The following is a 21,487-nucleotide window of genomic DNA, read 5'->3' on the forward strand; positions in this document are numbered from 1 at the left end:
TTGTAGTTTTCATGTTCAAAAGGAAGGCAGTTGCTTTTATTTTTATTACTTGGGCACTTTTAATATGCGCACAGCAGGCCAATGCTCAATTTCAACAACTTCCTACACCCATATTCCCATCAGAGGAAAAGGCTATTTTGAATGCCAGAATATTGGAAAACAACCTGCAACTGCCATTCTGGGATGATTTTTCCAGTCCTGGGGTGGACCCCGCAAAATGGATCAATGGAGGAACTACCCAATCCTATACCGTGGGCAATGCACCACCAAGCTTGGGGGTATTGCTTATGGACGGTGTGGATGAAAGAGGTAGGCCATACTCAAATGTTCCAATAGAACAGGGTATCAACGATCAGATAACCTCCTTGCCTATAGATTTGTCCGGTCTTTCTGAGGCCGAAAAAAACACCGTATTTCTAAGTTTTTTTTGGCAAGCAGGTGGAAAAGCGGAATTACCGGATTTCAATGATGACCTCAACTTGTTTTTCTTGGATTCAGCAGGAATATGGACTCAGGTATGGCGTGTATCTGGAGAGTTAGAAGCCGAGCAGTTCTTTTTTACCCCTGAAATAATACAGGTGACTGAGGATTTCCAACACGAAAATTTTCAATTCAGGTTCCAAATCAGCGGAAGAGCTTCCGGTCCTTTTGATGCATGGCTTTTGGATTATGTGTACCTGAACAAAAACCGTAATCCAAATAACCTGTTTTTCCCGGACAGGGCGCTGACCCAGACAAACTCCCGCCCATTGGGGAAGTACGCTGCCATCCCCCTATTTGAACTAAAAAATAAAAATAACACCATCTGGACCAATGTCTCCAATGAGTTTAAAAACTTGGAAAACCGTTTCAGGGCTATGGAGTACTCCATAGAATTAAGAAATAAAGCAGATGATGCCCTGATAAGCAGGATTAATAACAACACCCCTTTTAATCCTGTGCCATTAGCGAATGAAAGACGCACATTTACAAGTAATAATTTCGGTAATATTGATCTACCTGAAGCAGAAACAGACCTGGAATTAACCACCTATATCAGTTCAGGAGATCGGTTTCTTTTCCAGATTGTAGATGGAGACAGCCTGATTTTTGAACAAGTGGACCTACGGGTAAATGATACCGTCAAAACCATCATTACAGTAAAGGATTTTTATGCCTATGACGATGGTATTGTGGACTATTCCGCTGGAATTAATCAAAGGAATGGGATGTTAGCCAACCGCTTTGAGGTAGAAAATCCAGCATATGTCAAGGGGATCAGTATTAATTTTACCAATTTTCTCCAAGCAAATACCTTTATTGATTTGATGGTGTGGAATAACTTAACCAACGAGCCCCTTTTTGTCAAAGAGGTGTTTATCCCCGAAAAAGAAGTGCTTGGTGAATTTGCTTACTTTGAACTGGAAGAAAATGTCCGGGTAGAGGGCAATTTTTTTGTGGGCTTTACTCAGTTCACCAACGACTTTGTCTATGTGGGACTTGATAAAACCTTTGATAATGGCAGTGAGATATTTTTCAACGTTTCCGGAAGCTGGGAACAAAATACCATTGTGGGAGGCTCATTGATGATCAGGGTGCATTTAAGCGAGGAACCCCTTTTAGCAGAAGAAGAGCAGAATACGAAAACATTAAAGGTATTTCCAAATCCTGTTACAGATTGGCTAAGCATTGAAGGGGATATTGACAGTTACCAGGTATTTGATAACTTTGGCAGGAGCCTTGATCTACCCGAAGAAAATCCCGAAATTAACAGTAAAATGATTAATTTTGCCGGGTTGCAAAAAGGAATTTACCTGATTCAGGTGATTCAGGGAGAAGAACAAAAATCATTCAGAATATTAGTTAAATAACAAAACATGGAAGACATTACCGTATCAGAATTGAGAGAAAAATTACAGAATAAAGAAGATTTTGTATTCATAGATGTGAGGGAAGAATGGGAATACGAAGAAGATAATCTAGGAGCTGACAATATACCTTTAGGCCAATTGCCTTATGAATTGGACCAACTTGAACAATATAAAGACAAGGAAATTGTACTTCAGTGCCGTTCGGGTGCAAGAAGTGGAAATGCCAAAAAATTCATGGAAACAAGAGGCTTTACCAAAGTGAGAAACCTCCTGGGTGGTATTTTGGCATATAGGGAAATGGAAGAGGAAGAAAATTAAATTCAGGGAATTTATACCCGGAATTTGACACAAATCATTTTTCTTTGCTATTGCCTTATTTTTTCACTATATTTTTTCAGAAAAATTTTCCCTATGTCACCAATTGATCTATTTCCAAGACAGTCAAAACTAAATGTTTTTTTACCTTTTTATTACACTTTGTGGGCCGATATGGTACTCACACCAACAGAGTTTCAGGTAATGCAAAGCCTGATTTTTGAACTTGATTGGTTAAGTAATACCGACCGTGAATTACTGATTGAAAACCTGAATCCTGAAAAAGCTCCTTCTCCAAAAACGCTAAAGCAATGGAAAAAATCAGTAGAAGGGCTAGATCTGGATTCAAAAGAGTCTTTGACGGATATAGCGCTTACCCTTGCCAACAAAAATACACCAGAATTCAGCTTTTCCGATAGTTCCATACAATCTTTTCGTTCTGCAGAAAATGCGCTGGGCATCGTTGGTAGAGAAGCCCGTTATATTTTTAGAGAAGGACACAAAACGCAGACAGCCAAACACCAGGCAGAAAGTAATTTTGATATCCATATTATGACTGAGTTTCTCAATGGAGAACAGTCCGAATTGATAAGGAAGGTGAAAACAATTATATCTGACCCGACTTTTTCATTGAGGGAATATGAAAGCTTAGCCGAACAAAGGGAACAGGTCTTAAGCTGGTGTAAAGAATTGGCTAGACAAGGCTTTGGGTCTTGGGCCTATCCTGAATTTGCCGGTGGTAAAAATGACATGGCGGGATATTTCACCATTATGGAAACCCTCTCATACCATGATCTTAGTATGGTGATCAAATTTGGCGTACAGTTTGGGCTCTGGGGTATGAGTATCTACTTTCTCGGCACAGAAAAACACCACCAAAAATACCTGAAGGATATCGGTAGCTTGCAATTGCCCGGTTGTTTTGCCATGACAGAAACAGGACATGGATCCAATGTCAGGGGGCTGGAAACCACAGCAACTTACAATCAGGAAAACAAAACTTTTACCATCCACACCCCTCATCCAGCCGCAAGAAAAGAGTATATAGGCAATGCAGCCCTACATGGTGAAATGGCCACTGTTTTCGCCAAGTTGATCATTGAAGGGGAAGATTATGGGGTCAATGCATTTGTCGTACCTATAAGAAATAAGAACGGGTCACTTATTGATGGCGTTAAGATTGAGGATTGCGGTAGAAAAATGGGACTCAATGGCGTGGATAATGGCGTAATTTACTTTGATCAATTGGTCATTCCCAAGGACAACATGTTGGACAGGTTCTCTTCAGTAAACGAAAATGGTGAATTTGAAAGCCCCATAAGTTCAGATAATAAAAGGTTTTTTACCATGTTAGGCACCTTGGTAGGCGGAAGGATCGGTATTCCAAGGTCTGCTTTATCCGCAAGCAAGACAGGCTTGACCATAGCCATACGTTATGGAGACAAAAGGAAACAGTTTGGCCCTCCGGGAGGAGACGAAGTTCCCGTTCTCAATTACCGCATGCACCAAAGAAGACTCATCCCCCCTTTGGCCAGTACTTACGCTTTGCATTTTGCACTACAGTACCTTACAGTTCGATATCTCAATCATTCTGAAAAGGATGCCCAGGAAATAGAAGCATTAGCAGCAGGGCTTAAAGCTTATACCACTTGGTTTACTACAAAAACACTCCAAATCTGCAGGGAAGCCTGTGGGGGAAAAGGTTATCTTTCTGAGAATAGAATCGATGATTTGAAAAACGACACAGATGTCTATACCACTTTTGAGGGAGACAATGTGGTTTTGATGCAATTGGTAGCAAAAAACAGACTAACGGAATTCAGACAAGAATTCAGTGACATGAATATGTTTACTGTAGCCAATTACCTGGCCAATCAGGCTAAAGTCAGCATAACTGAAAAGAATCCGATCATTACCCGCAGTACAGATGAATCACATCTTTTGGATTTCAATTTTCACCTCAGTGCTTTCAGATATCGGGAAAGAGCCATATTGAGCAGTGCCGCAAGAAGAATCAAAAGACATATTGATGATGGAATGGATTCCTTTGATGCCTTCAATGTGGTCCAACATCATTTGGTCAATGTAGGTCAGGCTTACATCGAAAGGGTCATCCTGGAAAGCTTTCAGGAAGGGATACAGAAAATAAGTAATGCAGGATGTAAAGCTGTCCTTTCCCAGCTATGTCAATTGTTTGCACTCTACACGCTTGAAAACAACAGGGGCTGGTACCTGGAACAAGGTTATATGGAGGGGGTGAAAACCAAAGCCATCAGAAAAATGGTTAACCAATTGTGTTGGGACGTCCGAAAAGACGCCCTTGCCCTCACAGATGCTTTCGATATTCCGGAATCTTGTATTAAAGCACCCATTGCACAGAGAAATCAGTAACCTAAAACGCCCAACCTAATCTCAAATCTATATTTTCAGCCACATGTCCATGGGCTTTCAATGAGATCCCTAAAGATAAATTTTTGAAATAGCGATATTTCAGAATGTACCGCTGATAAAATAAATTATCCACATAACCAATGGGTTTTTGGGTGTAGACTCCTATTCTTTGGCTAAAATCAAATCTCCCAAAAAGAAAATGATGGGCAATATATGGGGAAGGCATAAGGGCCTCCAAGCGGCTATTGTTCACAGACAGGGAATAATCTTTATTCAGTTCAATGCCCCCACCAATCCCATTGATGGCAGATAAAGGTTTTACGGCACCCAAGACCAAGGAAAAAGTAGGCCTTCTAGCCTCCTGTTCCACAGATCTTCGTGTTGTCAATCCACCTTCCAAGAAAAAAGAAAGTTCCTTGTCTAAATCAAGACGGAAATATTGCGGAAGCCTATCCTTTTTCAGGTAATAGGATATACCGAATCCCAGCATGGGGAAATTAATACCCTTGTTAGGTTGTCTTTGACCTCCATTGGAGATATGGTTGTAAGACAGTGAGATACTGGCCTCTATTTGCTCATTTAAGGTATATGCCAATCTGGGTGTAAGAAAAAGCAGAAAACTCAAATTTGAACTGAAAAAAACATTATCTGGATTATTTTTTTCATTAAATACCCTGTCTAAATAAGTGACCCCCATTCCAGTGAGCACACTGAAAGTCCATTTAGGGTGCCGCCAGATCGAAGGTTCAAAAGTCCCTGAAAGACTACTTGCCGTACCCAAAATTTCCCTGTTTGAAAAATTATAATGACTGAGCTGGAGCCCCAAATAATGAAAGCAATTGCAGGCAGACCATTTTTTTTCAGACAAACCCATCATTTGAAAATTTAAGTTGAAGCCATAGGGGTTATTTTGAGCAAAAGGTCTTAACTCTGGTGAATGTGGAATAATGAAACCATAAGAAGATTCTAAATTCAAGCGGGAATTGAATTGGGCATGGGTCAAATGACTGAAAAGTAGTAAAAATATAATCAAATAAAAGCGCATGATCTAGGTCTTAAGTGACAATAGTTCTACTCATTATAGAAAGGATTGTTGCAATTTTACAGGTAAGATTAAAACAACAATCATTAACATTAAAACCATAAATAACGATGAACGCAAATTTTTGGGATGAAAAATTTGGCCAAGCCCCAGGCCTATACGGAGAATCACCCAATGACTTTGTCAGGCAGCAATTAGCGAAACACCCAAAAGGTAAAATTCTGTTTCCTGGTGAAGGAGAAGGTAGAAATGCCCTTTATGCAGCTTCATTGGGCTGGGAGGTCACAGCTTTGGACCAAAGCAAGATTGCACAAAAGCACACCCTGGAAAAAGCAAAAGATTTGGGGCTTACCATTGATTATCAGGTCTGTGATGTAGTAAACTTTATCTCGGCGCCCAATGAATTTGACGTTATTGCCCTGATTTATTTTCACCTGCCCTTGATGATTCGTGATAAAGTACACCAAAAATTTATAAAGGCCCTTAAAGATACCGGTACGTTGATCATAGAAGGTTTTGGCAAACCACAGCTCCAATTTAATTCCGGAGGACCTAAGTCTCTGGAAATGCTTTATGATTTGGATGAGCTCAAAAATAGTTTTCCCGGAATGACCTGGGAGTCAGAATTTGACGGTATAATACAACTCAATGAAGGTATTGGACATAAGGGGGATGCACATGTGGTAAGGCTAATCGGTAAAAAATTAGGGTCCTAACTGATTAAAGTCAGTATTTTTTTATAATTTCTGACATATATTGAAGGCAAAACAAGAATCAAAACAATAACCAAACGGCCATGAAAATACTTGTCCCTACAGACTTTTCAGACAATGCAGCTAATGCTTTGGAATTTGCAAAAAAAATTGCCCACAAGGAGAATGCTTCTATCACATTATTTTATGCCTTTTATGCAGTTTATGATTTTGCTGCCCAAGCCACAGAAATACTTGGTCAAATCGAACAGGATGCCAAAACAGCACTAAAGAAAGCAGTGGAAGAAGGAAAGGCAGAAGGCCTGGAGTTTAACTATAAAATCGTACAGGGAACGGTTGCTTCAGCTGTAACTTCTTTTGCATACAGGGAAGATTATGACCTGGTGGTGATGGGTACCCAAGGTGCAAGCGGTATTAAGAAAGCATTGATTGGGTCCAACACAGGACATGTAATCAAGGAAAGCAAAACCAGCGTAATAGCAGTGCCTGAAAAAGCAAAATTGGAATTGGTAACAAAAATTTCAGTGGGTCTCGAACTTGAGAAAGAAGAGGAGAAGTTTTTCAATAGTTTATTTAAGCTCACCGTGGACCTTGGGCTGCCCTATGAATTTTTCCACATCCAAAAAGAGGGGAATTTCGAAAAAGAGATAGAGTTTAAGGGACTTGAAGCACATCTCAAAGAAAAATACCCAGGGCTTAGTCTTGATTTTAAAATTTATAACCATAAGGATACAGAAAAAGGCCTCAAGGATTATCTTAATACAAATAAAGATAGCTTTCTGGTGATGTTTTATAAGGGAAAATCTTTCTTCGAATACTTGTTTAACAAAAGTGAAAGCCTAAAAATGGCTTATCATACCCATGTGCCGCTTCTGATTATCAAATAATTTTTCTTTAAAAAATAAATGGGACTGACTTTAATATTTTAGCCAGCCCCTTTGTTTCTATTATTATAAGCAAATCCAAATTATGAATTCATAATCCCGGTCAATGCTTCATGACACGATTACCTGAACTCATAATCTACACCTGACACTTGTGTCAATAAGGTAGCTGGTGCATCCAAAGCCACTGCTGCTCCTCTTGGGGTTGGGTTAACAGGTGAGTTTTCCCTGAGATAGTTCAGCATGACATCATGCAATGTTAAATCCAGATTTTGCACATTTTTTACATTATTCATCCTACAGACCACATCTTCAGGATCTCCCTCACGTTCGCATGCAGATATGCTGTATATCTTATTCATGTCCAAAGGTTGCCCCTTGATTGTCATGGAATCGACACGCTTACCTTCGTCTCCAAATGCGTGAAATCTAACTTCCATCCCATTAAATTTGATCACCCAGCCACCAAACCTTTTGGAGGCATCTTCAGCAAACACATTATTCAGCTCATTTTCCATCCAGTTCCATAACTGCTGACCCGTAACCTCACCTTTTCTGACGATGCTATCTACAGGTAACATGTCATAAATAAACCCCCTGGTGATGGGGATGTTTCCGGTTTCATCCGGTGTAACCAAAGGAGGACAAAAACGGAATCCATTGGATAATACAATATCTATATCTGGCATGTTATACCTCAGTGCATCTGTCACCATGGTATCGATAGGGTTTTCGATTACAAAATACCTGTATAATGGTACGGTACTGTAGCCCACCACTGTATTGATATCTTCCTTGAAAGGCGCTTCTACCTCTTCAATAATTTTTGCTATTCTTGGAGAACCCTTGATATCATCCGCAGGAACATCCAATAAGGCATATTCATCACTGACTACTTTTCCTTTGTCTACCTCAAGAACCAATTTACCCAAGAATGAGCCAAAAGCACCTGGCTGTACTACCTTAGCATATTTTCCCTGGATAGGTCTCCTTACTCTTTCATGGGTATCTGCCCCAAAAATGTAATCTACTCCCTCACAAGCAGGGTGGTTGGAAAGTGCTATTTCCTGTGATAAGCCAGTATGGGAAAGAATTCCTACAAAAGCACACTGTTCCTGATTCCTAAGTACATCTACATAATGCGCCAGATTTTCTTCAGGTTTGGTGAAGATGATACCTTCACTGTAACCTGGCGATTGTCTTTTGGGGACCAAATGGTCATTGTATCCAACAAATCCAAATTTCACCCCGTTTACTTGCCAAATATAATAAGGTGGAAAAATCAGCTCTCCCCGCTTACCATCCCCTAAATCATGATACATATTGGCACAAACCTTATTGCCATGCAAAGCACCCATGAGTTGCTGCATAGGTCCTTTATTATATACCACTTCCCAATTACCAGGGAGGTATAGATCGTATGACATGGCATTTAAAATGGGGACAATGGCTTTACCTTCCGTTTTCACAGAAAGCATGGAACCCTGAAACATATCCCCTGTATCCATCAACAATGAATATTCCGCTTTAGCCCTTTCTTCCTGAATAAACGTATGTAGATTGGCATAACCTCCAGCCTTTCTGAATACTGCCTGACCATCTTCCCAATACAATTCATCATGGGGATGGATTTGACAATGTACATCGGTAGTTTGAAGAAAAGTGACTTTGAACTTATCCTTAGGCTCACCGTTTCCGATGGATGATTCAGGTTTAGGGCTGCTACAAGAAGTCAGTGGACTGGCGGCAAATAAACCTGTACCCGCTCCTAAGGCTCCTAATTTTTTAAGAAATTCTCTTTTTGATGTATTCATCTTGGTTTTGGTTTCCTTTGGGTTATGCATTCCTTGAGAAGATTTTTTGGTTTGATAATTACCTAAGGTTCTTGAATAAACCAATGGTAGCATGATTTTTGAATAGCATATATTTTGGCAAAATATACTTGAATCCAAATATCAAATAATTGAAAAGGAAACTTTGTGACTTTTATTACAGGAAATTATTCAACACAGCTGTTAATGGCTGAAAATGATATTTTTTTGTAATTTCATATAAAATCAAAAAACCGACATGAAGAAGAACCATCTGCTGTTTGCTATGCTATTGCTCTTTAACCTTTCTTTCAGCATTGGCTGTTGGGGGCAGATTTCAGATGGCCGTTCTTTGCTTTGGAAAATATCAGGAGATAAACTTCCAGCTGATTCCTATCTATTTGGGACCATTCACATCATCTGTCAAGATCAGTTTAAGATGGATGAGCGGATTTTGAAAGCTTTTGAATCTTCAGAGAAAATAGCATTGGAACTTAACCTTTCAGATCAAAATGAACTGATGGCCATGCAAAAGCTTTCAATGAACGAAAACTTTTCAAATATTCAGGATGAATTCGAAGAAGAGGACCGGGAGGCAATTGATGCATTTTTAACAGAACATTATGGGATAGGACTTCAGCAGTTTGGCATATTCAAACCATTCGCACTTTCCAGTTTGATTTTGGTTAAATTATTACCCTGTGAAGAAGTTGGTAGCTATGAGTTGTTTTTTGTCGAAAAAGCAAAAGAAAAATCCATACCCATGATGGGCTTGGAAAGTGGAGACTTTCAAGCTGGACTTTTTGATCAAATACCCCTTCAACAACAGCTGGTTGATTTGGGGAGAATGGTCACTGATCCAGAAAGTTTAAAAGAATTCGAAGAATTGGTAAAAGCCTATCTGGACGAAGATATTGACCGGCTCTATGCCCTGATTACGGAAGCAGATTTATTTGTGGAGTATGGAGACCTTCTTTTAGTAGAAAGAAACAAAAACTGGATTCCTATCATCGAATCATTGATCATGGAGCAGTCCACCTTTATCGCAGTGGGTTCGGGCCATTTGGCCTCAGAAGTGGGAATCATACAATTGCTTCGGAATGCAGGTTATTCGGTAGAGCCTATCAAATAATTTTTATCTCCAAAGACACATTATTAACTTTTATTAATTACAAACTGATATAATTAGGGCATGCTGAAAAACGCCAATTGGAGAATAATTTCTTTAAATTTTGATGAATACCCCATTTATTAAGCACTGTCTTTTTAAGCAGGTGCAAACTTATTAAATGCTCTGGTTTGATTTGCGTGCACTTGAAAATTTCAAAATTTGAAATTATCAGGCTAGCCAGGCATACCATCCCTGCCTGTCGACTTGACAGGTTCAAATAGGGCTCATTCGAAGAATAAGCATACATCTTCATTCGCCCGCTTTGAACTTGCCTACCGATAGGGAGGGCTGGCATACCTGAGACTTTTTCAGCAAGCCCTAATTATAAAAATCTAGAGGTATTTTCCTGATTTTCATGACTTTTAATAGGATTTTATTAAATTCGGGTGCTACTTATCACCTCCTACATCATGAAAAACGCAAGCAAAACATTGAGTTATGGATATGTAAAGCAATTGACTTTAGTACTTGTTGCTGCAATCATCTTTCCTTTTTTCATTCACTTACTTCCTCCCTATAATGGATTTCCCGTGGGCGCCTATTTGCTACCTATGTTTTATATTCCATTCATAGCTTTGTTTGCTTATGGATGGAGATTAGCTTTACCCATTGCATTATTAGCCCCATTTTTAAACACCATGATTACTGGAAACCCAAACTGGGAATTTTTGGTGGTACTAACCTTAGAATTGACTATTTTTTCTTGTATTGCCTATCTCTTGCTACAAAGTGATAAAGTCAAATTATTTGCTGCACCATTGTCATATATTGGAGCTAAAATCAGTTCATCGATACTTCTTTTGTTTATTCCTTTGGTAAAAGCAGTTCCTTTTGATTTCTTAATTTCTTCCACGCTTAGGGCTATTCCAGGAATCGGGTTACTTCTTTTGATCAATTATTTGATGCTTAAGTATTTTAATCCTAACAATTCCGTGCATAAAAAGAATTTCAATATAGGCCATCAGCAATAACATGAGCGAAAGTAAAACTCCCCTATCTCTGGACCAAATCAAGCAAAGGTTGCAGGCATATCCCTTACCCAAAGTGGATTTGGTGGTAGGCATAGCGGAAGGCGGTAGGATTCCTGCTCAAATGGTTGCCGGATTTTTGGGTAAGCCCTTGATCACTGTAAAGGTGAATTTTCGGGACAAGGACAATCAGCCTCATAGAACAAGCCCTGAGTTTCTTGAACCCTTCTCTTTAAACTTCCAAAAAGGGGCTTCAATTTTATTGGTAGACGATGTCGCTGTAACAGGTAAAACTTTGGAAGTGGTGAAGGAAAAGCTAAATGATTATCAGGTACTGACATTTGTATTCAAAGGTAAAGCAGACCATGTGCTTTTCCCTGAAATCAAAACCTGTGTGACATGGCCTTGGAAAGCTGTTAAGGAAGATGAATTACATCAAAACAGTGAAAGAAGAAAATTTTTGAAATCCCTGGCAGGAATTACAGCAGGCATGATGCTTCCTTTCGGAGGTAAAGCAGTGGCTGATATGGACCAACAAAATAGGTTTTCAAAAGATCCAAACAGGGACAGGTTCGGGGATTTATTGCCCAAGAGAAAATTCGGTAATACAGGCATTGAAATGACCATGCTTGGACTTGGTGGTGCCCATATAGCCAGAATGAGTGAAAAAGAAGCAGAAAGAACCATAGAAACTGCTTTGGAGGGCGGAATCCGTTTTTTTGATAATGCAGAATCCTATGGCAATGGACTGGCAGAAAAACGGTATGGCATGTTCCTGACGCCCAAATACCGAGATGTAGCCTTTATACAAAGTAAAACCACTGCAAGGGATGCCAAAACTGCCAAAGCCCACTTGGAAGGAAGCTTAAAACGCATGAATACAGACTTTTTGGACTTATGGTTTATCCATGCAGTTAGCAGCCCGGGAGATGTAGATCATAGAATAAATAATGGGGTTTTGGATGTTTTTTTGGAAGCCCAGCAAAGTGGAAAAGTTAAATACATAGGCTTTTCAGGACATTCCGATTATAAAGCACATCTCCGGATGTTGGAAAAGAGTGATACCATGCAGGCTTGTCAAATGCCTGTAAATGCCTTTGATCCTAACTACAAAAGTTTCATCAATAATGTAATGCCCCAACTGATCGAAAAGAATATAGCTCCAATTGCTATGAAAACTTTGGCCAATGGAGGCTTCTTTGGGGGCACTTCCCATTTTATGCATGGCAACAAACCTAAGATTGTCCCCAATGTACTGACTGTAGAAGAAGCGCTCTATTTTTCTTGGTCACTTCCCGTTTCGGTTTTGGTAACCGGTGCTGATGATGCACAAATGCTCAAGGAAAAAATTGACCTGGCCAAAAAATTCAAAGCCTTTCATGAGGATAAAAGGTTGGAATTGGTAGAAAAGGTGGCGGACTTTGATGGACAGTTCGTGGAATATTATAAGGTTTGATGTAAGAATATTTGTTCTTTTGCCTTACAAAATCCTAATTTTAGAAAAATTAAAAATTCATGAAATACACTTTCTTAGTCGGCCTGATTGCCATGCTCCTATTTGCATGTGGAGCGGATAAATTTGCCGATCAGGTTTATTTGAATGGCACTATATACACCGTAGATGCATCTAGACCCCAAGTAGAAGCCATAGCCGTAAAAGAGGGGCTTATCCTTGCTGTGGGCAGCAAAGAAGAAATTCAAAAATTAATTGGTAATAAAACTGAAGTCATTGACTTGGCAGGAAAAACAATGACTCCCGGTTTTATAGAATCCCACGCGCACTTAATGGGAATAGGCTATAATAAACTGGACATAGACCTTATGTATGTCCAAACCTATGATGAACTCGTAGAAAAAGTTGCCGAAGCAGCAGCAAATGCCGAACCGGGAGAATGGATTACGGGAAGAGGTTGGCATCAGGATAAATGGATTAAAATGCCTGAAAATACGGTGAAAGGTTTCCAGACGCATGAGCAACTGAGTGCAGTCACACCTGATAACCCGGTTTTTTTGGCTCATGCTTCAGGTCATGCGTCATTTGTCAATCAAAAAGCCTTGGAATTGGCAGGTATCACCCCATTGGGAAGTGAAAACCCCATTCAAGAAGTCGAAGGTGGAGAAGTTTTAAGAGATGAACTGGGCAACCCAACCGGTGTCTTGGTAGAAACAGCATCAGGACTGGTGAGGAAACTTGTACCGGAAGATACTCCGGAAAGAAGAGAGAAAGCACTTGAATTGGCATTACAGGAACTTGCAGAAAAAGGTATCACCTCCTTTCATGATGCCGGAAGCGGTCAGGATTTCATTGATCTTTTAGAACAATTTAAAGCAGAAGGGCGCCTCACTTCCCGCATGTACGTCATGCTCAGCAGCAGGCAGCCAAATCTATTGCAAGACTGGTACAAAAAAGGCCCTCATATAGATCCTGACCATATGGTAACCGTCAGATCCATCAAACTCAACATGGATGGTGCATTGGGGCCATGGGGTGCTTGGTTGTTGGAAGATTACGAAGATAAGCCAGGCCATAGAGGTCATGAGACGATGCCCATAGCTTTGGTAACAGAAGTTTCTGAAAAAGGATTGGAGTTGGGTTTTCAGGTATGTTCCCATGCTATTGGAGACCGAACCAACAGGGAGGTTTTGGACAGGTATGAGGCCGCATTTGCCAAATTCCCAGCCGTCACCGATCACCGTTTCAGGGTAGAACATGCCCAACACCTACATCCTGATGACATCAGCAGGTTTGGTGAATTGGGCGTCATCGCAGCCATTCAGGCCATACACCTGAGTTCGGACAGACCTTGGGCCATTGGTAGATTAGGTGCCAAAAGGATCAAAGATGGTGCCTATGTATGGCAAAAATTACTGCAATCAGGAGCGATCATTTCCAATGGTACCGATGCTCCTGTGGAGCCTTTGGATCCTGTGCCCTCTTTCTTTGCCTCGGTAACAAGAAAAACCCTTAAAATGACGCCTGAAGGTGGCTTTGAACCTGATCAAAAGATGACGAGGGAACAAGCACTCAAGTCTTATACCCTTGATGGCGCCTATGCAGAATTTGAGGAAGATTTCAAAGGTTCAATCGAAGTGGGAAAAGCTGCTGATTTTACTGTCTTTGACCAGGACATCATGCAGGTTCCCGACAATCAATTGCTCAATACAAAAGTAACCATGACGGTAGTTGGAGGAAAAACCGTATATAAAGCCGATTGAAAAACAGTAAAAGGCCTGATGGGAGAATGAACCATGAGGCCTTTTTTCTTTTTATCTTTTAACCTCTGCCTTGAGGTCAAAGGAAAATAAAGGTATCCCCAGCTGCCGGAGGGGAGAGATTCCAGTTCTAAATGGGTAAATTGATTAACTGAAGTTCTGATGGAAGCACCTACATTTCCCCTTATTAGAAAAAGGTGCAGTTTTTACCAAGTTTGTGAATGAAAGCAATCATTTCCTGCTTTTGATAAATTATCTCTTCAAAATATTTGAAGGATACTATTTACTGCTTTTAACAAATAATCCATTTTGAAATAAATACTCCAAATCTTTCCCAAAAATATTGAGGTCTCCCAAGGAGTCTCTTGGAATGAAAAACCACCTTTCATTTTCAATTACAGCAGATGTTCCTTCGATAGGACCTTCATTGGCCATGGGTATCCCTCCATTTCCCTCCAATAAAGAATAGCTTTTTGCGGTCTTAAAACTCTTTGACTTTCTGGGCTCTCCTATTTCCTCTGAAAAATCCCAAAAAGCAATAAGACTACTTTCAATAGACGTCAAATGTGTTTGCGGCTTATCACAAGCACTCAAGAATACTGCTGTTATTAAAAACCATAATTTTCTCATCTTTTTACTGATTTAAACTTTTGTGAAATAATAAATTATTCTTAATGAAATATTGCCATTCAAAGGCTCTGTATTCCAGTATGTTTCTATTCCTTTGCGTCCAATTTTTTGCCTTATCAATCCATTCAGGGTTAAGGTGGATCAGAAGTTCATGCTCCCTGTCCTCGAGATTATGGAAAGTTAAATAGCAGATCCTGCAAGTGAAAAGCTTTAAGGTCAGAGCCGACTCTCCTCCAATAGTCGCAATTTTAGGTAATAATCAACTTCCCATCCAGCCACTATTTAATGTCAGGTATGTTATAATACACCCTATAGGTTCAAAAAACCTCAACTAATCAAAACCTCTCCCTTAACAACTCAGCCCTGACGATTTCTGAAAAATCATCCTTAAGTTCATAATACAGCCAAAAAGCATTGTCAATCCGATCACTGTCATCGATATCAGGCATCCTGATATAGCGGGTTCCCACACCTGGAGGCCAGGCTGCAGAAGTGGCTTTAAGGTGCAGAACACCATTTTTATAGGCGAGTTTCCTGACCTGAAGTGTATTTGTGTTTCCATTATTCAAGCGGGCTGTTAAAAATGTCCCCTTGATAATTTGTCCATTGTTGGGATCGATTTCACAAACCACACTGACTTTGGGCCCTCCTCCCCTTTCATAACCGGACTGGAAAACATTACTGAATGCCCCTACCTTCACCTGACGGGCATTGATATAGGTTTGAGCGGTACTTCCCCCATCTACAGAAAAAACAGCAAACAATCTTCCATCAAACCAACCCAACAACAGGCCCCTCCCATCCACGGGCGTCTCTTCATACCGCAACCGCCAAACAGTGTTTCCGGAAGCATCCCTTTTATGAATAAAAGGATCTTGGTTTAAGGAAGTGACCTGATCAAAACCTGTAGTATATTGGTTGCCTTCTTCATCATTTACAACATTAGTCTCTGAATAATCCAATCCTTTAAATACTGATGGATTCTCTTTTTCCTGACAGGAAAATACTGCAAAGCTCAAGCTGAGAAGAAAATAAAAATACAATCGGTGGTCCATAAAATAATTTATCGTTCATTAATTTAAAAAAATAACTAATCAATTATTAGGCCAAATCTATTAAAGCATTAATATTGGGATCTTTTTGTAAATTTAGGAAATAGACAATTCCTATGACATCCAATTCCCTACATACGATTCTTGGTTCGACAGGCAATATTGGAACTGCACTTGCCAAAGAATTGACATCCTACACCTCCAATATCAGATTGGTAAGCCGAAACCCAAAAAAAGTCAATACAACAGACCAACTCTTTAAAGCAGACTTGCTCAAATCAGAAGAGGTAGCGGCTGCTGTAAAAGGTTCGGAAATTGTATATTTGGTAGTGGGGATCACGTATAAAACAGTGCTTTGGGAAGAGCAATGGCCTATTATCATGAAAAATGTCATCAGGGCCTGCCAAGCTGAAAAAGCCAAATTGGTGTTTTTTGACAATATGTATTGCTATGACCCAACTCATGTGGGGCACTTAACAGAAGATAGTCATATCAATCCAAAGAGCAGAAAAGGAAAAGTCAGGGCAGAAATCGCCCATATGCTGATGGAAGAAATAAATAATGGCCAACTTACCGGAATGATCGTTAGGGCAGCTGATTTTTATGGTCCAAATGCAAGACAAAGTTTTCTAAATGAATCGGTTATCAAACGAATGAAAGCCGGTAAAACAGCACAGTGGCTTTACAACAAAGACAAAAAACATTCATTTACTTTCATTCCGGACGCTGCATTTGCTACTGCCTTTCTGGCCCAAAAAGAATCGGCTTGGAACCAAGTTTGGCACCTGCCCACTTCCAAAGCCTATCCCAGTGGTCAGGAAGTGGTGGATATTTTAGCGAAACACTTAAAAAGCAGCAATAAAATAGCTGTTCTGCCAGGTTTTATGGTATCTGTTTTGGGATTGTTCATACCCATTTTGAAAGAAATAAAAGAATTGAGATACCAATTGGATCAGGATTATCGCTTTGATTCCAGCAAAATTGAATCAACGTTTGGATTAAAAGCAACCCCTATTGAGGAAGGTCTGAGCAATTGCTTATAAGGCATTTACATTAGAAAAACAATGGGGTATAAAATCCTTGTTTTTCAGGGAACTAACCATAAAAAAATCTTATGCTTTTTCCCATCTGCCAATTCAATGGTTCTTGTCTCATGCGGCTCCCAATCCCCCATGTCAAAGCGGTGGGAAATCACCCTTGTACCAGAAGGCATTTCCCAGATTCTCGGTCTCAATTTCAAATTAATGTCCGGAAAAAGATATAAAGTCAGCACGGTGGCTTTACTGAAATCCAGTTCAAACAAATCCCCTTGCTTAAAGTCCACCAAATGCCCTACTCCTTCCTTGTTCGCCAAATCAAAAGCTTCCTGAATCAAGTCCTTATCAATCTCTATACCCAGTCCTTTGGTACCAAATTTTTTTGCTGCCAAAATAGGAATTCTTCCATCACCTGAGCCCAAATCAATAATGTAATCATTTGAGGTGACTTCTGCCATATCCAGCATCTCTTCAATTACTTCCCATGGCGTCGTGACAAATGGAACCAGATCAGCAAAGGTGGCCAAGGTATCCTGTGCTTTGATATCGGAAAGGACCCAAGAAAAAAAGCTTAAAAAAACACCGTTTTCAATTTATTACCCATTGAAATTCAATTATTTAAATAGATTTATCCTAACTAATTTCAAACACTACATTTGCTGTTTTTTGACCAGAAGCAACATAGTTGGAACCGCACGACTGCTTTCATTGTAGCATCTAGAAGTAAGATATGATGGGCCTAAAGTAGGTAATTTTCTGTGAATAAACACCTTCACAAAATCTACTCAACCATCGTAAAATTCTTTATAAATTCATTTGAATTGAATAACTTATAGGACAATACCACTAGTCTTTTGCCCGAAGTCATATGTAGGGCTTTTGCTTTCCCAATAAACCCTAAATCATTCCTTATGAAAAAAGAACAAATTGAAGCCTATAAAAATGATGGCTATTTAATAGTCAGACAAATGTTCAGCCCGGAAGAGATTTCACTTTTATTCAGTGTGGCCACCGATGATTCTGTAACGGGCAATTCATTTGATCTGAATGACCAAGATGGGAAGAAAACCAAACTCACCTTATGGTTTACTGCGGGGGATGATTCTTTTGGACTGATGTCCAAATGTAAAAGGATGGTATCGTCCGTTCAGGATTTGTTGGGTCCTGGAGAAGTGTGCCACTTCCATTCAAAGGTCATGCAAAAACAGCCCAAGGTGGGTGGTGCCTGGGAATGGCACCAAGACTATGGCTACTGGTATAAAAACGGATTCCTATTTCCTGAAGCGATGATTTCGGTCATGGTGGCCTTAACTGATGCCAACAAAGAAAATGGCTGTTTGCAGGTTTTAAAAGGAACCCATAAAATGCAGCGTTTTGAGCATACTTTTGTTGGAGAACAGCAAGGTGCAGACCTTGATTTTGTTAAAGAAGCTGAAAAGATTTCAGCATTGGTTTATTGTGAATTAAAAGCTGGAGATGTGCTTTTCTTCCATCCCAACTTACTGCACCGATCTGAGGCCAATTTATCAGACTTCCCCAGGTGGTCTGTGATTTCTGCCTATAATTTGTCATACAATATTCCATTTAGAGAAAAGCATACATCCTGTATCACTCCTCTGGAGATGGTTCCCGACGAAGCCGTTTTGAAAAGTGGAAAAAAAGAAGTTAGCCAAGCGGACTTCCTGAAAAAAGAAGCCGAAATCACCCTGAATGTTAAATAAATTATGGTCAAAATATGTATTCTAGGAGGAGGCTTCATTGGAAGGTTTTATGCCGAATCTCTAATTGGTAGACGCGGTAAAGATCCCGTTAAGGTAATCTATGCACGAAGAGAAGAAACCGCCAAAAGATTTTCCTCCGATTACAAAGTAGCTCATTACACCACCGATATGGAAGCTGCTATTTCCCATCCCGAGACAGATATGGTGGTGATCGCCTTACCGAATTATGTGCATGAAGAAGCGGTTATGCTTTGTGTGAAACACAAAAAGCCGGTACTATGCACCAAACCATTGGGTAGAAACGCAGAAGAGGCGCTACGCATGACCTTGGCATGTGAAAAAGCTGGGATTTTTGCAGGTTACCTCGAGGACTTGTGTTATACCCCAAAGTTCCTCAAATCTGTGAAAAGTGTGGAATCCGGTGCCATTGGTAGAGTATTATGGGCCAAGTCCAGAGAAACCCATCCTGGTCCCCACTCCGATTGGTTCTGGGATTTGGAAAAAGCAGGAGGAGGTGCCATTGTGGATTTGGGATGCCATTGTATTGAAATCGCCAGGAACTTCATTGGAAAGGATGTACTTCCCGTCGAAGTAATGTGCTGGGCCGATACCCAAGTAAAACCCATCGAGGCAGAAGACCATGCCATAGGCCTGGTCAAATATGAAAATGGCGCTATTGGACAATTTGAAGTGTCTTGGACCTTCAGAGGCGGTATGGACTTAAGGGATGAGGTGATGGGAACTGAAGGTACGATTTGGATAAATTCTTTCTTGCGTACTGGATTTGAAATGTTTAGTAGTGGTGAAGGCACAGACTACGTAGCCGAAAAAGCGGAAACTGCTGCTGGATGGCTCTTTCCTGTGGGTGATGAGGCCCATGAACTAGGTTATCCCAATATGTTCATTGACATGTTTGATGCCTTTGAAAATGGAGCCCAACCCCGCGAAACCTTCTATGATGGTTATGTAGTGAATGCCATTATTGATGCGGCTTATAAATCTGCCAAAACAAAATTATGGGAACCTGTTGAATTGCCGGTTTGGAGAGGAAAAAGAGGCTTGACAAAACCCTCCGTGTATACGGAATATGACAAAGACCACTGGTTTATCAAAGAAGAAATTCTTCCTAATAAAGATAAAAAAATCATTATTAAGCATAAAACTACAGGAGAGGTTATCGAGAAACGAATAATTGGTAAAAACACAACGGGATAGTTGGAAAAATATATCTGTCTATAAACTAATCGTGGCTCAGTTTTTTATGATCCATTTTGCTGAAATAAAATAAGCAAAAGTCCAACTGATGATAAGGTTAAATCCAACACCAAGCCCATAAATCGCTGGCATAGCCCACCAATTTAATTGCTGGCCAATTATGCTGCTCACCACGGCAATAGCTGCAATTAACATGATTAAGACTCTTTTTGAAAGCGGCATTTGTCTGCTTAGGAAGAGCAGAAAGGTTAAAAAAACAGCTACCATAAATTGAGTCAATAACTCAAGCGCGAAATAGGTCTCAGCATCATACCTGGCAATCGGTGCACTGATGATCCATGAAAAGGATTTGTCTGTGGTCAATGTCGATATTTTTCCCACCATGACCTCATCAAACTTTTCAGTAGTAAGTGATCCAGGATCCATTTTTATCTCTTGAGGAGCCTGAAAAGCTTCCGTTTGCTCACCTGATTGGGCAGTTATCACTTGGGTACTAGGTATTCCCCAAGGAAATATCTGGGCCAATCCTCCGAAAAGAAATAAAATTACGGTAATCGCCAGTGTTGAAAGGATGAATTTTTTCATAGTGCACAATTGAACGGTTTATAATCTTAATTTTCTGAAAATTTGGAAGCCATAAATTGGGTCAGCAAGGGTTTTCTTTAAGCAATCCTTCTTAATTTATTATAAGTTAAGGATTCATTGCTTAACTTTTGAAACTTTCCATGGAAAATGAAGTTAACCATTTGGCCTATATGGAATTATAAAGTCTCAAAATTCTGAAATGAAATATAAATTATTAGCATTTTTTCTAATGTTGACATTTATGGGTGTTATACCCATTACTTCCTGCGTGGACCAATGTAATGGTCCATGTGGATGTTTTCCGGTGTTTGAAGCAGAAGAACATTCCATAACCCAACTGGCCATTGAACCGGTTTTTAGGCATGCACAAAGTCAGCCTTTTAATCCGGAAATGTTTTATTTTTATCAAACTTTATACCTTGGAATTTTGGCTTCTGATTTCAGGCAGGTCAGTGAAAAAACGGAAAATATTGCCCATAGATCCGGCTTCTTTCCTTCAGCTTTGGCCAATTGTAGTTCGGGAGAAATTGTATCAATAGAAACGCTCAGCGGATTAAAGGTGATCAACAGAAGTGCCATTCAAATTACTGAGGATATTTTTTTGGAAGAAAGAGAGGATATAACAGATAAATTTGTAGCTACTACCAACTTTCAGCAAATGGTTAGCATTGAAGATTTTTTGAAAAGAGGACACCGCTTTCAAGAAAAAGTTAGATTTCATATACGGTTTAATCAAAAACCCAGGTCTAATTCGGACCTTGTATTTGATGTTTTTTTGGAATTGAGCAATGGCAACAATTTTATTTTCCGCAGCCAAAGATTAAAAATATCTCCTTGAAGAATGCGATTTTTTCAGGCCTAATTCTTTTTGTTTGCTTATCATTGTACT

At 39.8% G+C, this 21,487-nt stretch carries 19 protein-coding genes; 13 read left to right on the forward strand and 6 right to left on the reverse strand.

Going from position 1 to position 21,487, the window contains the following annotated elements; all coding sequences use genetic code 11:
• The first annotated feature begins 11 nt into the window (after positions 1 to 11).
• The 3 genes from B879_RS04150 to B879_RS04160 all read left to right on the forward strand — a co-directional run bounded on the left by B879_RS04150 (position 12) and on the right by B879_RS04160 (position 4,556).
• Positions 12 to 1,850, forward strand: coding sequence for a T9SS type A sorting domain-containing protein (locus tag B879_RS04150; protein WP_009183888.1), 1,839 nt, complete (start codon positions 12 to 14; stop codon positions 1,848 to 1,850).
• A gap of 6 nt (positions 1,851 to 1,856) precedes the next feature.
• Positions 1,857 to 2,168, forward strand: coding sequence for a rhodanese-like domain-containing protein (locus tag B879_RS04155; RefSeq protein WP_009183889.1), 312 nt, complete (start codon positions 1,857 to 1,859; stop codon positions 2,166 to 2,168).
• Between the two features lie 93 nt (positions 2,169 to 2,261).
• Positions 2,262 to 4,556 carry an acyl-CoA dehydrogenase family protein gene (locus tag B879_RS04160; protein ID WP_009183890.1) on the forward strand — a complete coding sequence of 765 codons (2,295 nt, stop codon included), beginning with the start codon at positions 2,262 to 2,264 and terminating at the stop codon, positions 4,554 to 4,556.
• A 1-nt stretch (position 4,557) separates the two neighbouring features.
• Here B879_RS04160 and B879_RS04165 read toward each other — a convergent pair whose 3' ends face one another.
• Positions 4,558 to 5,601, reverse strand: a complete 1,044-nt coding sequence (locus B879_RS04165) for an acyloxyacyl hydrolase (protein WP_009183891.1) — start codon at positions 5,599 to 5,601, stop codon at positions 4,558 to 4,560.
• Positions 5,602 to 5,708: 107 nt separating this feature from the next.
• On the opposite strand from B879_RS04165, the gene B879_RS04170 reads away from it, so the two are divergent.
• Positions 5,709 to 6,314 (forward strand): class I SAM-dependent methyltransferase, encoded by a 606-nt coding sequence (locus B879_RS04170; RefSeq protein WP_009183892.1) that lies wholly within the window; start codon positions 5,709 to 5,711, stop codon positions 6,312 to 6,314.
• An 80-nt stretch (positions 6,315 to 6,394) separates the two neighbouring features.
• Positions 6,395 to 7,198 carry a universal stress protein gene (locus B879_RS04175; protein WP_009183893.1) on the forward strand — a complete coding sequence of 268 codons (804 nt, stop codon included), beginning with the start codon at positions 6,395 to 6,397 and terminating at the stop codon, positions 7,196 to 7,198.
• A gap of 119 nt (positions 7,199 to 7,317) precedes the next feature.
• On the opposite strand, the gene B879_RS04180 is transcribed toward B879_RS04175, so the two are convergent.
• Positions 7,318 to 9,102, reverse strand: a complete 1,785-nt coding sequence (locus B879_RS04180) for a bifunctional metallophosphatase/5'-nucleotidase (RefSeq protein ID WP_009183894.1) — start codon at positions 9,100 to 9,102, stop codon at positions 7,318 to 7,320.
• 163 nt (positions 9,103 to 9,265) lie between these two features.
• Here B879_RS04180 and B879_RS04185 point away from each other — a divergent pair, with 163 nt between their 5' ends.
• The 4 genes from B879_RS04185 to B879_RS04205 all read left to right on the forward strand — a co-directional run bounded on the left by B879_RS04185 (position 9,266) and on the right by B879_RS04205 (position 14,361).
• On the forward strand, positions 9,266 to 10,138 hold the full coding sequence (locus B879_RS04185; RefSeq protein ID WP_009183895.1) for a TraB/GumN family protein: 873 nt from the start codon (positions 9,266 to 9,268) through the stop codon (positions 10,136 to 10,138).
• A gap of 449 nt (positions 10,139 to 10,587) precedes the next feature.
• Positions 10,588 to 11,148: a hypothetical protein gene (locus B879_RS04195; RefSeq protein WP_009183896.1), complete on the forward strand. Its 561-nt coding sequence runs from the start codon at positions 10,588 to 10,590 to the stop codon at positions 11,146 to 11,148.
• A gap of 1 nt (position 11,149) precedes the next feature.
• On the forward strand, positions 11,150 to 12,601 hold the full coding sequence (locus tag B879_RS04200; protein WP_009183897.1) for an aldo/keto reductase: 1,452 nt from the start codon (positions 11,150 to 11,152) through the stop codon (positions 12,599 to 12,601).
• A gap of 59 nt (positions 12,602 to 12,660) precedes the next feature.
• Positions 12,661 to 14,361: an amidohydrolase gene (locus B879_RS04205; RefSeq protein ID WP_009183898.1), complete on the forward strand. Its 1,701-nt coding sequence runs from the start codon at positions 12,661 to 12,663 to the stop codon at positions 14,359 to 14,361.
• 276 nt (positions 14,362 to 14,637) lie between these two features.
• On the opposite strand, the gene B879_RS04210 is transcribed toward B879_RS04205, so the two are convergent.
• Entirely contained in the window at positions 14,638 to 14,988 is a 351-nt protein-coding gene (locus B879_RS04210) for a hypothetical protein (protein ID WP_009183899.1), read from the reverse strand.
• A 335-nt stretch (positions 14,989 to 15,323) separates the two neighbouring features.
• Positions 15,324 to 16,043, reverse strand: coding sequence for a hypothetical protein (locus tag B879_RS04215; protein ID WP_009183900.1), 720 nt, complete (start codon positions 16,041 to 16,043; stop codon positions 15,324 to 15,326).
• Between the two features lie 113 nt (positions 16,044 to 16,156).
• Between B879_RS04215 and B879_RS04220 the strand changes: the two genes are divergently transcribed.
• Positions 16,157 to 17,083, forward strand: a complete 927-nt coding sequence (locus B879_RS04220) for an NAD-dependent epimerase/dehydratase family protein (protein ID WP_009183901.1) — start codon at positions 16,157 to 16,159, stop codon at positions 17,081 to 17,083.
• A gap of 44 nt (positions 17,084 to 17,127) precedes the next feature.
• Here B879_RS04220 and B879_RS04225 read toward each other — a convergent pair whose 3' ends face one another.
• Positions 17,128 to 17,604, reverse strand: a complete 477-nt coding sequence (locus tag B879_RS04225; RefSeq protein ID WP_009183902.1) for a class I SAM-dependent methyltransferase — start codon at positions 17,602 to 17,604, stop codon at positions 17,128 to 17,130.
• 384 nt (positions 17,605 to 17,988) lie between these two features.
• Here B879_RS04225 and B879_RS04230 point away from each other — a divergent pair, with 384 nt between their 5' ends.
• Both B879_RS04230 and B879_RS04235 read left to right on the forward strand, forming a co-directional pair.
• Positions 17,989 to 18,798, forward strand: a complete 810-nt coding sequence (locus tag B879_RS04230) for a phytanoyl-CoA dioxygenase family protein (protein WP_009183903.1) — start codon at positions 17,989 to 17,991, stop codon at positions 18,796 to 18,798.
• 3 nt (positions 18,799 to 18,801) lie between these two features.
• Positions 18,802 to 20,013 (forward strand): Gfo/Idh/MocA family protein, encoded by a 1,212-nt coding sequence (locus B879_RS04235; RefSeq protein WP_009183904.1) that lies wholly within the window; start codon positions 18,802 to 18,804, stop codon positions 20,011 to 20,013.
• A gap of 36 nt (positions 20,014 to 20,049) precedes the next feature.
• On the opposite strand, the gene B879_RS04240 is transcribed toward B879_RS04235, so the two are convergent.
• Positions 20,050 to 20,598: a hypothetical protein gene (locus B879_RS04240; RefSeq protein ID WP_009183905.1), complete on the reverse strand. Its 549-nt coding sequence runs from the start codon at positions 20,596 to 20,598 to the stop codon at positions 20,050 to 20,052.
• Between the two features lie 199 nt (positions 20,599 to 20,797).
• Between B879_RS04240 and B879_RS04245 the strand changes: the two genes are divergently transcribed.
• Positions 20,798 to 21,436, forward strand: coding sequence for a hypothetical protein (locus B879_RS04245; RefSeq protein WP_083847927.1), 639 nt, complete (start codon positions 20,798 to 20,800; stop codon positions 21,434 to 21,436).
• Positions 21,437 to 21,487 lie beyond the last annotated feature (51 nt).

This window comes from Cecembia lonarensis LW9, assembly GCF_000298295.1.
In the GTDB taxonomy this organism is placed as follows: Bacteria; Bacteroidota; Bacteroidia; order Cytophagales; family Cyclobacteriaceae; genus Cecembia; species Cecembia lonarensis.

What these genes read in the sequence shown, in the direction of transcription:
- B879_RS04220 (WP_009183901.1), top strand. Translation starts at nt 16,157, where the DNA reads ATGACATCCAATTCCCTACATACGATTCTTGGTTCGACAGGCAATATT.
- B879_RS04230 (WP_009183903.1), top strand. Translation starts at nt 17,989, where the DNA reads ATGAAAAAAGAACAAATTGAAGCCTATAAAAATGATGGCTATTTAATA.
- B879_RS04180 (WP_009183894.1), bottom strand. Translation starts at nt 9,102, where the DNA reads ATGCTACCATTGGTTTATTCAAGAACCTTAGGTAATTATCAAACCAAA.
- B879_RS04195 (WP_009183896.1), top strand. Translation starts at nt 10,588, where the DNA reads ATGAAAAACGCAAGCAAAACATTGAGTTATGGATATGTAAAGCAATTG.
- B879_RS04235 (WP_009183904.1), top strand. Translation starts at nt 18,802, where the DNA reads ATGGTCAAAATATGTATTCTAGGAGGAGGCTTCATTGGAAGGTTTTAT.
- B879_RS04240 (WP_009183905.1), bottom strand. Translation starts at nt 20,598, where the DNA reads ATGAAAAAATTCATCCTTTCAACACTGGCGATTACCGTAATTTTATTT.
- B879_RS04215 (WP_009183900.1), bottom strand. Translation starts at nt 16,043, where the DNA reads ATGGACCACCGATTGTATTTTTATTTTCTTCTCAGCTTGAGCTTTGCA.
- B879_RS04185 (WP_009183895.1), top strand. Translation starts at nt 9,266, where the DNA reads ATGAAGAAGAACCATCTGCTGTTTGCTATGCTATTGCTCTTTAACCTT.
- B879_RS04155 (WP_009183889.1), top strand. Translation starts at nt 1,857, where the DNA reads ATGGAAGACATTACCGTATCAGAATTGAGAGAAAAATTACAGAATAAA.
- B879_RS04205 (WP_009183898.1), top strand. Translation starts at nt 12,661, where the DNA reads ATGAAATACACTTTCTTAGTCGGCCTGATTGCCATGCTCCTATTTGCA.
- B879_RS04150 (WP_009183888.1), top strand. Translation starts at nt 12, where the DNA reads ATGTTCAAAAGGAAGGCAGTTGCTTTTATTTTTATTACTTGGGCACTT.
- B879_RS04175 (WP_009183893.1), top strand. Translation starts at nt 6,395, where the DNA reads ATGAAAATACTTGTCCCTACAGACTTTTCAGACAATGCAGCTAATGCT.
- B879_RS04165 (WP_009183891.1), bottom strand. Translation starts at nt 5,601, where the DNA reads ATGCGCTTTTATTTGATTATATTTTTACTACTTTTCAGTCATTTGACC.
- B879_RS04245 (WP_083847927.1), top strand. Translation starts at nt 20,798, where the DNA reads ATGAAATATAAATTATTAGCATTTTTTCTAATGTTGACATTTATGGGT.
- B879_RS04160 (WP_009183890.1), top strand. Translation starts at nt 2,262, where the DNA reads ATGTCACCAATTGATCTATTTCCAAGACAGTCAAAACTAAATGTTTTT.
- B879_RS04200 (WP_009183897.1), top strand. Translation starts at nt 11,150, where the DNA reads ATGAGCGAAAGTAAAACTCCCCTATCTCTGGACCAAATCAAGCAAAGG.
- B879_RS04210 (WP_009183899.1), bottom strand. Translation starts at nt 14,988, where the DNA reads ATGAGAAAATTATGGTTTTTAATAACAGCAGTATTCTTGAGTGCTTGT.
- B879_RS04170 (WP_009183892.1), top strand. Translation starts at nt 5,709, where the DNA reads ATGAACGCAAATTTTTGGGATGAAAAATTTGGCCAAGCCCCAGGCCTA.